Below are 14,879 nucleotides of genomic sequence, written 5' to 3'. Positions count from 1 at the left end.
TTGGACATATAAATGACAGTATTTCTCTTTACTTCTTCCGTGTTTTTAATGATAATAGGTACAATAAAGTTCTCATTGTAAAGGTGATTCCATGGCTAATGAACAAGTACTGACTGCCGAGCAGGTCATAGAGAAGGCTAAACGCTATCTGACAGGTGAAGATTTGATCTTTATTCAAAGAGCCTATGATTTTGCTGAAGAGGCACATCGTGAACAATACCGAAAATCGGGTGAACCATATATTATTCATCCCATACAGGTCGCAGGGATTTTAGTTGATTTGGACATGGATCCGTCGACAATCGCGGGTGGGTTTTTACATGACGTCGTAGAAGATACAGACGTGACACTTGATGACTTGAAACAAACATTTAATGATGAAGTCGCCATGCTGGTAGATGGGGTTACAAAGCTCGGGAAAATCAAATATAAATCTCACGAAGAACAACAGGCAGAAAATCATCGTAAAATGTTTGTCGCAATGGCACAGGACATTCGTGTGATATTGATTAAACTTGCAGATCGTCTTCATAACATGCGGACTCTTAAGCATTTGCCTCAGGAAAAGCAGCGCAGAATTTCAAATGAAACTCTTGAGATATTTGCTCCTTTGGCACATCGTTTAGGGATTTCAAAAATTAAATGGGAGCTTGAGGATACGGCTTTGCGCTATTTAAATCCTCAGCAATACTATCGCATCGTTAATTTAATGAAGAAAAAACGCGCAGAACGTGAGCTATACTTAGATGAAGTAATTGATGAAGTGAAAAACCGTGTTCATGAAGTAAATATCAAAGCCGACTTCTCAGGCCGACCAAAGCATATTTACAGCATTTACCGTAAGATGGCGCTTCAAAATAAACAATTTAATGAAATATATGACTTATTGGCAGTCCGGATTATAGTGAACAGCATTAAAGACTGTTATGCCGTTTTAGGTATTATTCATACTTGCTGGAAGCCGATGCCTGGCAGGTTTAAAGATTATATTGCCATGCCGAAACCTAACATGTATCAATCCCTTCATACAACGGTGATTGGCCCTAAAGGTGACCCGCTTGAAGTGCAGATCCGCACAAAGGAAATGCACACGATTGCAGAATACGGGATTGCTGTTCACTGGGCTTACAAAGAAGGCAAAGAGGCTGAAGAGCAGTCAACACTAGAACAAAAATTAACGTGGTTCCGTGAAATTTTAGAGTTCCAGAACGATACAACGAACGCTGAAGAGTTTATGGAATCTTTAAAAATTGATTTATTTTCAGATATGGTATTTATTTTCACACCTAAAGGCGATGTCATAGAGATGCCTTCAGGCTCTGTTCCGATAGACTTTGCATACAGGATTCATTCGGAAATCGGAAATAAAACCATTGGCGCAAAAGTAAACGGCAAAATTGTCACCCTGGATTATAAATTAAAAACAGGCGACATTATTGAAATTATGACTTCGAAGCATTCCTATGGTCCAAGTCAGGATTGGCTTAAGCTAGCACAAACGTCTCAGGCGAAAAATAAAATCCGCCAGTTTTTCAAAAAACAGCGCCGTGAAGAAAATGTAGAAAAAGGCAAAGAGATGGTCGAGAAAGAAATTAAGAATCTCGATTTTGAATTAAAAGAAGTCTTAACTGCAGAAAATTTAAAACGCGTTTCAGAGAAATTTAATTTCTCAAACGATGAGGATATGTATGCTGCGGTTGGGTATAACGGCATTACAGCTGCACAGGTTGCAAATCGCTTAACAGAGAAGTGGCGCAAAAAGCGTGATCAAGAACAAGAGAAAGATATTTCAGAAGTTATTTCAGAAGTTCGGCCATATTCTTCGAAGAAGCGGGACAGCGGTGTTCGTGTAACAGGAATCGATAACTTATTAATCCGATTGTCTAAATGCTGCAACCCAGTCCCAGGTGATGAAATCGTTGGCTTTATTACAAAAGGACGCGGAGTATCTGTGCATAGGGACGACTGTCCTAACGTACACACAGACGAAGCACAGGAGCGTCTCCTTCCGGTAGAGTGGGAAACTCAGCTCAATGGCCGCAAAGAGTACAATGTTGAAATTGAAATACTCGGCTATGATCGCAGGGGCTTGCTGAATGAAGTCCTCCAGGCTGTTAATGAAACGAAAACTAATATTTCTTCTGTAGCAGGCAAATCTGACCGCAACAAAGTGGCTACCATCAATATGGCGATTGCAATCTCAAACATAAGCCATCTCCATAAAGTTGTGGAGAGAATTAAGCAAATTTCTGATATCTATTCTGTAAGAAGAATCATGAATTAGAAAGGATTTTTTGTTTTGAAAATTGTCGTACAGCGTGCCCGAAATGCGGAAGTAACCGTAAATAACGAAACGATTGGCAAAATATCAGAAGGGTTCATGCTCCTAGTCGGAGTCACCCATAACGATACAGAACAGGATGCAGAATTCCTCGCAGATAAAATAGCCAATTTAAGAGTTTTTGAAGATGATGAGGAAAAGATGAATCATTCCCTGCTTGATGTCGGCGGACAAGTCTTATCAATCTCGCAATTTACCCTCTACGGAGATTGCAGAAAAGGAAGAAGACCTAATTTCATGGCTGCTGCAAAGCCTGAATTGGCATTGCCGCTTTATGAATTTTTCAATGATAAGCTTCGAGAAAAAGGAATTGACGTTCAAACTGGAGAATTTGGTGCAATGATGAATGTGACCTTTACAAACGTGGGTCCTGTTACATTGATTCTTGAATCATAATCTAATTACGAAGATCGCCGCCGTGCACTATGCCCGGCGGTTTTTTCTTTTGTTTAGGAAATAATTGTGGAACTAAATATGAGTGTATGGTTTTATCGGAAAACAGCAGGCTAAATACGTGTGTTGTTTGTCTTATACAAATCGCTATGTCTATGATAAAGTGCGATAAAGTGAGTGCATGGAACAGAAAAATGCTTCCAAGCTGAAAAAAGTGAGGCAAAGCGTGTGTATGGAACAGAGAAATTGCCTCCAAGCTGAAAAAAGTGCGGCAAAGAGATTAGATCTATTATGAGGTACCAAATACTGATCATTCCTTTCCGGACAAGTTCTCAATCAAACAAGCATCCGCAAAAAAACACTCTGGCAAGTGCCAGAGTGTTTTTTGCATGCTTACTTAAAATATTGTGCCAATCCATAATAAAGTCCTTGTGCAACTCTTTCCTGAAACGCATTTGAGCTGACTGTCATCTCTTCTGTGCTATTGCTTACATAACCTAATTCAAGCAGAACAGAGGGCTGTTTATTTTCACGAAGCACGTGATAATTTCCTACCTTGGTTCCGCGGTCTTTTAGTTTGGTTTGCTTCATCAATTCCGAATGCACTGGACTCGCAAGCGGCTTATCTTTTGAACTGCTGTAGTAGTATGCTGTCATACCATGGACTGTTTTGTTGCTGATGCTGTCAAAATGCAGACTGATAAATGCATCTGCATTTCGGTAATGTGCCGTGCTTACTCGAGAGCTTAGGCTGATGTAGCTGTCGTTGCTTCGAGTCAGGTGTACATTCGCTCCAGATGCTTTTAATTTGTCATAAACAAGTTTAGCTGTTGATAATGTCAAGTTTTTCTCGAGAGATCCTCTAGTGCCGATTGCACCGCTGTCACGTCCTCCGTGACCTGGATCAATCACGATGGTTTTATTTTTCAAATAAGAAGTTACGTCACCGCCAGGTCTTGAAACGGATTCGCCTCCATTTGACTGGGATACGACCCATCCTGCTACAAATCCAGTTGCGTTTCCTGAAAGCTGAATTTTAAACCAATCGCCTTCTTTACTGACGACTGAAAACTGTTCGCCTGCATTAGCGCGTTTTAGAATGCTTGCATTTGTTGAAGGGCTTTTTCGGATGTTTGTCCCATTTTGAAGAATGCTTACTTTAGATTGATTTGGAGCACCCGTTCCTTTATCTGTGTTTGTACTTTCATTAACAATCGAAATATAGGAACTTGAGACCCAGCCATTCTTATTGTTTGAATAACGAATATGATGCCAGCCGTTTTTCGTTTCAAGAATGGTGACTTGAGTATTCTTTGAAATAGAACCAACAACAGATCCATTTAAGCTGCCGCTGCTCCGAATATTCAGGGAGCTTGCTGTTACTTTTCCTGTTTTTCCGCCTATGGCAGGTGCAGGTGTTGGCGCTTTTCCTGAACTGGCAGAAATAAAATCACTATGTACCCAGCCCTTTTGGCCGTTATATTGTATTTCGTACCATTTGTCCTGCGTCTTCGTAATGGTAACGGCCGCATTCTTTTTTAAACTGCCGATTGTAGACCCTTTTGTTGAAGGCTGGTTGCGGACATTAAGAGATGTAGCCGACACTTTGCCGCTCATCGATACTGATGATCCAGTATTTGAAGGAGCCTGAACTTTCTTCTGAACGGATACAAATTGGCTTGAAACCCACCCCAATCGTCCTTGATAGGATATTTTCACCCAGTTTGAGTTTTGTTCAATAAAGGAAGCTGTTTCTCCTTTATCAAATGTACCGGTTACTTGAAAGCTTGTTCCTGGACCGCTTCGAATACGTAAATCTTCAGCGTTCGATTTTACTGTGTCTGATGAGCTGGTTGTGCTTGCATTATTTCCGGAGGATGTCTGTTGAAGGGTTACGAGCCATGAAGCAACCCACCCTTTGTTTTTTCCGGATAATTGGATTTGGTACCAATCCTTTTTCTGGTCTGTGATCGAATACACAGCCCCTTTTTTCACACTGGCAATGACCGAGTAGCTTAGTCCTGGACCGCTTCTGATATTTAAACCGTCAACTGCAATCACAGCTTTATTTGTTTCAGCTGCAGCAGTTTCTGGCATCATTTGAAGCTGACTCACTAAAAGCAGAGAGCAAATGATGGCAAAGCAAATTTTTCGAAACAATGACCGATCCTCCTTTTCATAGATAACTTATAATACTTTCTCTTTTTATATCGGCATTCCCTTGGTACATTTGATATATTTTTTCGGAAAAAGGAAACACTATGGAAATCGAAAGCAAAATAAAGGAGCAATGAGATGAGGCATAGTGATAAAGGTGAAATAAGCCATTACAATAGTAATGATGTATTCGGGGTCAATTTTCATGAGTTTGCAGAAAAGGAACAGCATTCAAATTTATATGAGCTGGCTTCTGAATATGGTTTGAATTTGAGAGAAGCAAAGAAATTAAAAAAACAGTTAAATCGCTCTTGACACAGAGCCTGAAACATTCGTATGATAGTATATAAATCTTAGCAAGAACTACATATTTTTGAACCATTGATGGAGAAGAGTAGTCAAGATTACACATGATAAGAGAAGAAAAGCCGTGGCTGAAAGCTTTTCACATGATGACTTGATGAAGAGAACACTCCTTAGGTTTCCCTCTGAACGGCATTCGTGCTGAGTAGGAGGTGGACGTGACAGGCGTTAACTGTCTCGAGTGGGAGCAATTTTGCTTCAACTAGGGTGGCACCACGGGATCTAACTCTCGTCCCTACATTTTTATGTAGGGATGAGAGTTTTTTTATTTTTCAAAATTATTTGGGTAAAAGATAATTGGAGGAGAAAATCATGTCATTTCAAATTCCGAGAGGAACACAGGACATATTGCCTGGAGATGTTGAACGCTGGCAATATATTGAAAATACGGCTCGTGAGATATGCAGACTATATCAGTATAAAGAAATTCGCACACCTATTTTTGAACATACCGAATTGTTTCAAAGAGGAGTCGGAGAATCAACAGATATCGTTCAAAAGGAAATGTATACATTTCAGGATCGTAAAGGAAGAAGCATGACCCTTCGGCCTGAAGGAACAGCATCAACAGTTCGCGCTTTTGTTGAGAAAAAGCTGTATGCACAGGTAATTCAGCCTACGAAGCTTTACTATATCGGGCCAATGTTCCGCTACGAACGACCGCAGACTGGGCGCTATCGTCAATTTGTTCAGTTTGGGGTTGAGGCGCTTGGAAGCAATAGTCCTGCAATGGATGCGGAAGTGATTTCTCTTGCAATGGAGCTTTACCGTGCTGTTGGGTTAAAGAGCCTGAAATTAATTATCAACAGTCTAGGGGATGCAGACAGCCGCAAAGCACACAAAGAGGCTTTAATTGCCCACTTTGAACCTAGAATTGGTGAATTTTGCTCAGATTGTCAAAAACGATTGCAGCAAAATCCTTTAAGAATCCTGGATTGTAAAGTGGATCGCAATCATGAACTAATGAAAACAGCTCCTTCAATTATGGATTACTTAAACGAGGAGTCGAGAGCTTATTTTGAAAAAGTTCAGCAATACTTAACAGATTTGAATATTGAATTTGTAGTGGATCCTAACTTAGTGCGCGGACTTGACTATTACAATCACACCGCATTTGAAATAATGAGCGATGCAGAAGGCTTCGGTGCGATTACAACATTATGCGGCGGAGGCAGGTACAACGGACTTGTTGAAGACGTCGGCGGACCGGAAACGCCGGGAATAGGCTTTGGCTTAAGCATTGAAAGACTTCTTGCCGCACTTGATGCCGAGAAAGTAGAATTGCCGATTGAACAATCAATTGACTGCTACGTCGTTGCGCTCGGAGATAAAGCCAAAGATCGCTCCGTATCTCTTTTATATGAGATGAGAAAAGCTGGACTGACAGCTGAAAAAGACTATGAAGATAAAAAAATGAAGGCTCAATTTAAGGCTGCTGACCGTTTTCAAGCTAAGTTTGTAGCTGTGTTAGGCGAAGATGAGCTTGAAAAGAACATCATATCAGTAAAGAACATGGAAACAGGCAGTCAAACAGAAGTTGCATTAGATGAACTTATTGCTTATATAAAAGCATAGCAAAAGGAGAGAGACAAACATGTTTGGACGTACGTATTATTGCGGAGAAGTAACAGAATCAGCAATTGGAGAAAAAGTAGTATTAAAAGGCTGGGTGCAAAAACGACGCGATTTGGGCGGACTTATTTTCATTGACTTAAGAGACAGATCGGGAATTGTTCAAATTGTGATCAATACAGAAGTTTCAGAAGAAGCTTTGAAAATTGCTGAAAAGATCCGCAGCGAATATGTCCTGGACATAGAAGGAATTGTCGTTGGACGTACTGAGGGAACAGTCAATCCTATCTTAGCTACCGGAAAAATTGAGGTAAAGGTTGAAAGAGTAACAATTATCAATGCTGCTAAAAATCCCCCATTCCTAATTGAAGATAAATCAGAAGAAGTATCAGAAGATGTTCGCTTAAAATACCGATATTTAGACCTAAGAAGACCTGCCTTGTTAGATACTTTCAAAATGCGCCACAATGTTTCGAAATCAATCCGCAACTTCTTAGATGAAAATGGATTTTTAGATGTCGAAACACCGATTTTAACAAAAAGCACTCCAGAGGGAGCTCGTGATTATCTAGTCCCAAGCCGTGTGCACGAAGGCGAATTTTATGCATTGCCTCAATCACCGCAAATTTTCAAACAGCTGCTGATGGTTTCCGGCTTTGACCGTTATTACCAAATTGCCCGCTGTTTCCGGGATGAAGATTTACGTGCTGACCGTCAGCCGGAATTTACACAAGTCGATATTGAAATGTCCTTCATGAGCCAGGATGAAATTATGTCATTAATGGAAAAAATGATGACACGCATAATGAAAGAAACAAAAGGTATTGAGCTTAATCTGCCTCTTCCGCGAATGACATTTGATGAAGCGATGGGACGCTATGGTTCGGATAAGCCGGATACACGTTTTGGCCTTGAACTGATTAATGTGTCTGAATTAGTGAAAGACAGCGGTTTTAAAGTATTCAGCGGTGCGGTTCAAAATGGCGGAGAAGTAAAAGTGATAAACGTGAAAGGCTCAGCTGCCTCTTATTCAAGAAAAGATATTGATGCAATGACCGAGTTTGTTTCTCAATATGGCGCAAAAGGCCTTGCCTGGTTAAAAGTAGAGGAGCAAGAGCTGAAAGGTCCGATCTCTAAATTCTTCCCTGCAGAAGAACAGGAAAGCCTGAAAGCAGTAACTGATGCAGAAGCTGGAGATTTATTGCTGTTTGTAGCTGACAAGAAGCAAGTTGTTGCTGATGCACTTGGAGCTCTTCGACTGAAACTTGGAAAAGAATTAGGTTTAATTGATGAAAGCAAGTTCAATTTCCTATGGGTTATTGATTGGCCGCTTGTTGAATATGACGAAGAAGCTGGCCGCTACTTTGCTGCACATCATCCATTTACAATGCCTGCACGCGAAGATCTTGAACTGTTCGAGACCAGCCCGGTCAGCATGAAAGCTCAAGCATATGACCTTGTATTAAACGGATATGAACTAGGCGGAGGATCAATCCGTATTTTTGAAAAGGAAGTACAGCAAAAAATGTTCAAGCTGCTTGGTTTTTCTGAGGAAGAAGCAGTAGAACAATTTGGCTTCCTCTTAGAAGCGTTTGAATACGGCACTCCTCCCCATGGCGGAATTGCCCTCGGACTTGACCGTTTAGTCATGCTTTTAGCAGGCAGAACAAACTTGCGCGATACAATTGCCTTCCCTAAAACAGCAAGTGCAAGCGACCTGCTGACTAATGCTCCAAGTGAAGTCAGCACAGAGCAATTAACAGATTTGCATCTTGCATTAAAGCTGAAAAAGAGTGAATAATGCCTATATGGATTTACTTGAAAACCTTCCCCTTGTGTGGTAATCTTTTTACAAGATAAAAAGAAGTCCTGATGTGTACGTCGTACACTTAGTTTTGATCCAACATTACTTGATCCGGGAGTTCGCGTTTCCATTGATATGTAAATGCCTTATCATCTGATTAGAGGACTTACTATACATGGAACAGGGCACCCACCTGCTGTGAGCGGGTTCAAAACCAAGATATCAGCGACGGCACGATTGGGACTTCTTTCCCGAGTGGCGAATCAACCTGCATGAGCATACTGCTTATGCAGGTTTTTAATTACTGTGAATTCTTATTAAATAGGTAGAAGCACTTGTTTTTCATTCAAAGTATGATATATTCATTTTCAGGTAAAATACTGTCATGGTTTAATACTATAGTTAATAATGGAGTTGAGAGTTTTGCTGAATCAATTTTCCCGCAATGAACTTGCGATAGGCAAAGAAGGCATTGAAATTCTGAAAAATAGCACGGTTGCAGTCCTCGGAATCGGAGGAGTCGGTTCTTTTTCTGCAGAGGCGCTTGCACGCTCAGGTGTGGGACGCATCTTGCTTGTTGATAAAGATGATGTTGACATTACAAACGTTAACCGTCAGATTCACGCGCTGGTTTCTACTGTCGGAAAACCAAAAGCAGATTTAATGAGAGACCGTATTAAAGAAATCAATCCAGAGTGTGATGTCATTGCATTAAAGATGTTTTATACAGAAGAAACATATGAAGAGTTTTTCAGCTATGGACTGGATTATGTCATTGATGCTTCAGATACGATTTCTTATAAAATTCACTTAATGAAAGAATGTTTAAATCGGGGCATTCCGATCATTTCAAGCATGGGTGCTGCAAACAAAACGGATCCGACCAGATTTAAGGTTGCAGACATTTCGAAGACACATACAGACCCGATTGCAAAAGTTGTCAGAACACGACTCCGTAAAGAAGGAATCCGCAAAGGAATTCAGGTTGTGTTCTCTGACGAAAGCCCGATTGTCATTCGTGAGGATGTTCGAGTGCGAGTGGGCAACGATGCTGCGCAAATCCGCAAAGCTAAAATGCCGCCATCATCTAATGCCTGGGTGCCATCTGTTGCAGGATTAATTATGGGCGGACATGCCATTATGGATCTCCTCAAGGATATTAAAATTTCTCGAGTGAATGACTGAGGATGGCGGAGCCTTCTGGCTGATAATTTGTACGGTAAGTAAAATAAGACAAATAGAAAAGGAGCATGACCTTGTGTCATGCTCCTTTCTATTGCTGCTTCATCAGCTTTTCGTAGATTTGAGAAAGTGAAAGTTCGAATTTTCCTGTCTTTTTAGGTTCATAATACTTTTTCTTTTTCAATGTATCAGGAAGATACTGCTGTTTAACCCATCCATTTTCAAAATTATGAGGATATTGATATTCAATTCCTCTGCCTAACTTTTCAGCCCCTTTATAATGGGCATCGCGTAAGTGGGCGGGAATTTCACCGCTTTTGCCTGCACGGATATCGGCTATTGCTGCATCGAGTGCGGCATAAGCGCTATTTGATTTTGGTGAAAGACAAAGCTCAATAACAGCATTTGCCAGCGGGATCCTCGCTTCAGGCAGCCCAAGTCTTTCTGTGGCCTGTATGGCTGCAAGTGTTCTTGGACCAGCCTGCGGGCTAGCAAGTCCGATATCTTCATAGGCAATGACTAATAGCCTGCGGTTGATGCTGACTAAATCTCCAGCTTCAATTAATCTGCCAAGATAATGAAGGGCTGCATTCACGTCAGAACCGCGGATTGATTTCTGAAAAGCTGAGAGCACATCGTAATGAGCATCGCCATCTTTATCGTGAACAAAGCTCTTTTTTTGCAGACATTCCTCTGCTGTTTCAAGGGTAATATGAATTTCTCCGGCTGCTTCAGGATCAGAGGAGATGACCGCGAGTTCAAGTGCGTTCAGTGCAGAACGGACATCACCCGCACAGCTGGACGCAAAGTGCATAAGGGCATCTTCAGAAATAGAAACATTGTATTTCCAAAGGCCTCTTTTCTCATCCTTCAAAGCTCTTTCAAGTGCGATTTTTATGTCTTCAGGGCTCAATGGCTTTAATTCAAAAATCTGACACCTGCTTCTGATGGCAGGGTTAATAGCATGATAAGGGTTGCTTGTTGTTGCACCGATCAGGATAATTTTTCCGTCCTCCAAGTAAGGCAGGAGAAAATCCTGTTTTGCTTTATCAAGACGATGCACCTCATCAAGAATTAAGATGACTTTTCCGGACATTTTTGCTTCTTCTGCGACGATTTCCATATCTTTTTTATTATTAACAACAGCATTGAGCTTTCGAAATGCTGTGTTTGTGCTTCCTGCAATCGCTGTTGCAATAGAAGTTTTGCCTATACCGGGAGGGCCGTACAAAATCATTGAGCTTAAATGCTTAGCTTTTACCATTCTCTCAATCATTTTGCCTTTTCCAACTAAATGTTCCTGACCGATGATTTCATCTATATTTTCCGGTCTCATTCGAAATGCCAGTGGTTTCAAATTATCACTCCTAAGACGAACCTGCAGCTTATTAGTTAAGCTTATCATGACTTTCTTTCTGAGTCATTTGAATTGAATTCTTGCAGATTAGGATCTGCAGATAAGTCATTTTGAATGCTCTAATGAGCGATAATATGCTATAATAGCGTAGGTTCATTAATATGAAACGAAAATGGTGTTTATAAGGAAGATCCTTATTTTTTCGCGAATCTTCAATTGACAGAAGGCGAAGTGAAGAATAGATGAGTGCTTTGCGCAATAAAAGAAATCAGGAGCTTAGCCTGAGGTGGGGCGTTTATTTCATAGGGCTCCTCATCATGTCTTTAGGAATTGTACTTACGATAAGAGCTGAACTTGGCACATCTCCATGGGATGTGCTTCATATAGGTTTATATTACCAGCTTGGTTTAACGATTGGAACTTGGGCAATTATTGTAGGAGGAACCATTCTGCTTCTATCCTCCATTTTTACAAAAAAATGGCCACAGGCAGGTGCCATTGTCAATATGCTGACGGTGGGAGTATTTATTGATTTGTACTTGATGATGCCATTTATACAGACGCCATCAAGTGCTGCAGGAAAAACATTGATGCTTTTGATGGGGATTATTGTCATGGGGTATGGAATAGGAGTGTACATTTCTGCAGGCTGCGGCGCAGGTCCCCGTGATACATTAATGCTTGCCCTCGTTGAAAAAACAGGAATGAAAGTTTCAAGGATACGAGGCGGAATTGAGCTGATTGTACTTCTCATCGGCTGGCTGCTGGGCGGCCCGGTTTTTATTGGAACAATTGTCTGCACAATTTCAATCGGATTTGTCATTGGAATTACTCTTCCTCAATGTCAGAAGACAACAAATGCCTTGATTGAAAAAACATTGAGAAAAGATCCGCCGGTTCACCAAGTAAGTTAGAAATATAGGGGTGTAAATATGAAAATTTCAACAAAAGGCCGATACGGTCTTACTATTATGATAGAGCTGGCAAAGAAACATGGAGAAGGACCTACCTCTTTAAAAAGCATTGCCCAAACCCACGATTTATCTGAACACTATTTAGAGCAGCTCATTGCTCCTCTTCGTAATGCAGGTTTAGTAAAAAGCATTCGCGGTGCTTATGGCGGCTATGTTTTAGGAAATGAACCTGAAGCTATTACAGCAGGTGATATTATCAGAGTTCTTGAAGGTCCGATCAGTCCGGTAGAGGTGCTGGAAGATGAAGAGCCTGCCAAGCGTCATTTATGGATACGCATCCGCGACGCTGTAAAAGATGTTTTAGATAATACAACTCTTGAAGATTTAGCAAGCTACACAGAAGGCGAGCAAGAATCTTACATGTTCTATATTTAAAAGGAGGGTGTACGTTGGAACGTATTTATTTGGATCATGCCGCTACATCTCCAATGCATCCAGAAGTGATTCATCAGATGATCCCTTATATGCAGGAGGTTTTCGGAAATCCTTCAAGCATCCACTCCTTTGGCAGAGAAAGCAGAAGAGTATTGGATGAGGCAAGAGCAGTTATATCCGCAAGCATTCATGCAAAACCTAAAGAAATTATTTTTACGAGCGGCGGAACGGAAGCGGATAATTTAGCCATCATCGGCTCTGCTCTTGCAAATCAGCATAAAGGGAAACACATCATTACTTCTTCCGTTGAGCACCATGCTGTTTTAAATTCATGCAAGTATTTAGAGAAGCAGGGTTTTCACGTCACATATTTGCCGGTCGATCAAAATGGACATATCTCTGTTGCTGAATTGGAAAAGGCGCTGACTTCTGAAACAATTTTGGTCACAATCATGTATGGCAATAATGAAACGGGAGCCATTCAGCCGATTGGAGAGATCGGAAGAATTTTAAAGAATCACCAGGCGCTCTTTCATACAGATGCAGTACAAGCTTATGGCATGCTGGAACTGAATGTGAAGGAAAGTTTTATTGATATGCTCTCAGCTTCAGGCCATAAGATAAATGGACCTAAAGGCACAGGCCTTCTATATGTAAAAGAAGGCGTTGCCTTAAAACAGCATTCGCATGGCGGAGAACAAGAGCTGAAAAGGCGTGCGGGCACAGAGAATGTACCCGGTATTGCAGGATTAAAATCAGCCGTCCTCCTTGCAATTGAAACTAGAGTACAAAAAACAAAACTCTATCATGATTTTAAGCAGAAGATCATTGAAATATTAAAAAGCGAAGATGTGTCGTTTGAAATAAATGGGCAGCTGCAAAGCAGTCTTCCGCATGTGCTGAATCTTTATTTTCCAGGAACAAATGTTGAATCGCTGTTAGTGAACATGGATATAGCAGGGATTTCTGCATCAAGCGGATCAGCTTGCACGGCAGGATCCATTGATCCATCGCATGTATTGGTTGCGATGTACGGCAAGGAATCAGACCGGACCCAAGCATCCATCCGATTTAGTTTTGGGCTTGGCAATACTATGGAACAAGTTGAGAAAGCTGCATTTGAAACAGCTGGAATTGTGAAGCGTTTAACAGCTTAGAATGATTTTTACTGGAGGTGAAAAAGATGCAAAAAGCACCTAAAGACACTCGAGTCGTTGTTGGAATGTCAGGAGGGGTCGATTCCTCTGTGGCGGCACTCCTATTAAAACAGCAGGGCTATGATGTGATCGGCATCTTTATGAAAAACTGGGACGATACAGATGAAAATGGAGTCTGTACGGCTACTGAAGACTACGACGATGTGATTCAGGTCTGCAATCAAATTGGAATTCCTTATTATGCCGTGAATTTTGAAAAGCAGTATTGGGACAAAGTATTTACCTATTTCTTAGATGAGTACAAAGCAGGAAGAACACCAAATCCTGATGTCATGTGCAATAAGGAAATAAAATTTAAAGCCTTCTTAGAACATGCGATTTCACTTGGAGCGGATTATTTGGCTACTGGGCATTATGCACAGGTCGAATTCCGCGATGGGGAATACAAAATGCTAAGAGGCGCTGATGAAAATAAGGATCAAACATATTTCCTGAATCAGCTGACTCAAGAACAATTATCGAAAGTTATGTTCCCAATCGGAAATATACCAAAGTCAAAAGTACGCGAGCTTGCAAAAGAGGCAAACCTTGCTACTGCTGCGAAAAAAGACAGTACAGGAATCTGCTTTATTGGAGAACGCAATTTCAAAGAATTTTTAAGCGGGTACCTTCCAGCCCAGCCTGGATTAATGCAGACTCTGTCAGGTGAAGTAAAAGGCAAGCATGATGGATTGATGTACTACACCATTGGCCAGCGTCACGGTCTGGGTATTGGCGGCAGCGGAGATCCGTGGTTTGTCGTAGGAAAAGATCTTGAAAAAAATGTTTTATACGTGGACCAAGGCTTTGACAACGACCTTTTATATTCCGATTCAATCACTGCTACAAACATCAGCTGGGTTTCAGACAAGTTTCCAGAAGGTGAAGTTGTCTGTACGGCAAAATTCAGATATCGTCAGGAAGATCATTCGGTTACAGTGAAAATGATGGATGATGCGACAGCACAGGTTATTTTTGACAAACCAATCCGTGCGATTACACCCGGACAAGCTGTTGTGTTTTACAGTAATGAAGTTTGTCTTGGCGGCGGAACCATTGATGAAGTATTTAAAAAGAATGATAAAATCTGGTATGTTGGTTAATACTACAACCTTTGTTTAAACCTCAACGTCGGTTGGGGTTTTTTCATTTAAAAAAATTCACA

The 14,879-nt window shown here is 41.0% G+C and carries 12 protein-coding genes, 1 other RNA gene and 1 other annotated feature; of the genes, 11 read left to right on the top strand and 2 right to left on the bottom strand.

The genetic code is table 11. The annotated features are described in order from the left end of the window. Positions 1-91: 91 nt before the first annotated feature. Together CYJ36_RS09105 and dtd are read left to right on the top strand one after the other, a co-directional pair. Entirely contained in the window at positions 92-2,284 is a 2,193-nt protein-coding gene (locus CYJ36_RS09105) for a RelA/SpoT family protein (RefSeq protein WP_101566949.1), read from the top strand. 15 nt (positions 2,285-2,299) lie between these two features. After that, on the top strand, positions 2,300-2,737 hold the full coding sequence (gene dtd / locus CYJ36_RS09100; protein WP_101566948.1) for a D-aminoacyl-tRNA deacylase: 438 nt from the start codon (positions 2,300-2,302) through the stop codon (positions 2,735-2,737). Between the two features lie 390 nt (positions 2,738-3,127). Here the strand turns inward: dtd and CYJ36_RS09095 are convergent, their stop codons facing one another. Further along, positions 3,128-4,894: an SH3 domain-containing protein gene (locus CYJ36_RS09095; protein ID WP_101566947.1), complete on the bottom strand. Its 1,767-nt coding sequence runs from the start codon at positions 4,892-4,894 to the stop codon at positions 3,128-3,130. Between the two features lie 135 nt (positions 4,895-5,029). On the opposite strand from CYJ36_RS09095, the gene CYJ36_RS23595 reads away from it, so the two are divergent. From CYJ36_RS23595 to CYJ36_RS09075, 5 genes are all read left to right on the top strand, one after another. Beyond that, positions 5,030-5,206: a hypothetical protein gene (locus CYJ36_RS23595; RefSeq protein WP_180850197.1), complete on the top strand. Its 177-nt coding sequence runs from the start codon at positions 5,030-5,032 to the stop codon at positions 5,204-5,206. Between the two features lie 57 nt (positions 5,207-5,263). Beyond that, positions 5,264-5,494: a binding site (T-box leader), on the top strand. Positions 5,495-5,566: 72 nt separating this feature from the next. After that, entirely contained in the window at positions 5,567-6,829 is a 1,263-nt protein-coding gene (gene hisS, locus CYJ36_RS09090) for a histidine--tRNA ligase (RefSeq protein ID WP_101566946.1), read from the top strand. A 19-nt stretch (positions 6,830-6,848) separates the two neighbouring features. Beyond that, the gene (aspS, locus tag CYJ36_RS09085; RefSeq protein WP_101566945.1) at positions 6,849-8,627 is read left to right on the top strand and encodes an aspartate--tRNA ligase; all 1,779 of its coding nucleotides are present in this window, start codon (positions 6,849-6,851) and stop codon (positions 8,625-8,627) included. Between the two features lie 62 nt (positions 8,628-8,689). Continuing rightward, a non-coding RNA gene (gene ssrS / locus CYJ36_RS09080) (6S RNA) lies at positions 8,690-8,878 on the top strand. Positions 8,879-9,053: 175 nt separating this feature from the next. Beyond that, a complete protein-coding gene (locus tag CYJ36_RS09075) occupies positions 9,054-9,815 on the top strand; it encodes a tRNA threonylcarbamoyladenosine dehydratase (RefSeq protein WP_101566944.1) in 762 nt (253 codons plus the stop codon). Positions 9,816-9,903: 88 nt separating this feature from the next. Here CYJ36_RS09075 and CYJ36_RS09070 read toward each other — a convergent pair whose 3' ends face one another. Then, positions 9,904-11,169 carry a replication-associated recombination protein A gene (locus CYJ36_RS09070; protein WP_101566943.1) on the bottom strand — a complete coding sequence of 422 codons (1,266 nt, stop codon included), beginning with the start codon at positions 11,167-11,169 and terminating at the stop codon, positions 9,904-9,906. Positions 11,170-11,411: 242 nt separating this feature from the next. Between CYJ36_RS09070 and CYJ36_RS09065 the strand changes: the two genes are divergently transcribed. The 4 genes from CYJ36_RS09065 to mnmA are packed head-to-tail and all read left to right on the top strand — an operon-like array spanning position 11,412 to position 14,817. Then, on the top strand, positions 11,412-12,083 hold the full coding sequence (locus CYJ36_RS09065; RefSeq protein ID WP_101566942.1) for a YczE/YyaS/YitT family protein: 672 nt from the start codon (positions 11,412-11,414) through the stop codon (positions 12,081-12,083). Positions 12,084-12,101: 18 nt separating this feature from the next. Continuing rightward, positions 12,102-12,518 (top strand): cysteine metabolism transcriptional regulator CymR, encoded by a 417-nt coding sequence (gene cymR, locus CYJ36_RS09060; RefSeq protein ID WP_101566941.1) that lies wholly within the window; start codon positions 12,102-12,104, stop codon positions 12,516-12,518. Between the two features lie 14 nt (positions 12,519-12,532). After that, a complete protein-coding gene (locus CYJ36_RS09055; protein ID WP_101566940.1) occupies positions 12,533-13,675 on the top strand; it encodes a cysteine desulfurase family protein in 1,143 nt (380 codons plus the stop codon). Positions 13,676-13,701: 26 nt separating this feature from the next. Continuing rightward, positions 13,702-14,817: a tRNA 2-thiouridine(34) synthase MnmA gene (gene mnmA, locus CYJ36_RS09050; RefSeq protein ID WP_101566939.1), complete on the top strand. Its 1,116-nt coding sequence runs from the start codon at positions 13,702-13,704 to the stop codon at positions 14,815-14,817. The last annotated feature ends 62 nt before the right edge of the window (positions 14,818-14,879 follow it).

The organism is Bacillus sp. UMB0893 (assembly GCF_002858905.1).
GTDB lineage: Bacteria > Bacillota > Bacilli > Bacillales > Bacillaceae > Bacillus_P.
Note: the sequence above shows the minus strand (reverse complement) of the source record. Positions and strands in the feature narration are given on the sequence as shown.

Bases quoted from the DNA above. Each gene is read 5' to 3' on its own strand.
- CYJ36_RS09105 (WP_101566949.1), top strand. From the start codon at position 92: ATGGCTAATGAACAAGTACTGACTGCCGAGCAGGTCATAGAGAAGGCT.
- CYJ36_RS23595 (WP_180850197.1), top strand. From the start codon at position 5,030: ATGAGGCATAGTGATAAAGGTGAAATAAGCCATTACAATAGTAATGAT.
- hisS (WP_101566946.1), top strand. From the start codon at position 5,567: ATGTCATTTCAAATTCCGAGAGGAACACAGGACATATTGCCTGGAGAT.
- aspS (WP_101566945.1), top strand. From the start codon at position 6,849: ATGTTTGGACGTACGTATTATTGCGGAGAAGTAACAGAATCAGCAATT.
- CYJ36_RS09065 (WP_101566942.1), top strand. From the start codon at position 11,412: ATGAGTGCTTTGCGCAATAAAAGAAATCAGGAGCTTAGCCTGAGGTGG.
- cymR (WP_101566941.1), top strand. From the start codon at position 12,102: ATGAAAATTTCAACAAAAGGCCGATACGGTCTTACTATTATGATAGAG.
- mnmA (WP_101566939.1), top strand. From the start codon at position 13,702: ATGCAAAAAGCACCTAAAGACACTCGAGTCGTTGTTGGAATGTCAGGA.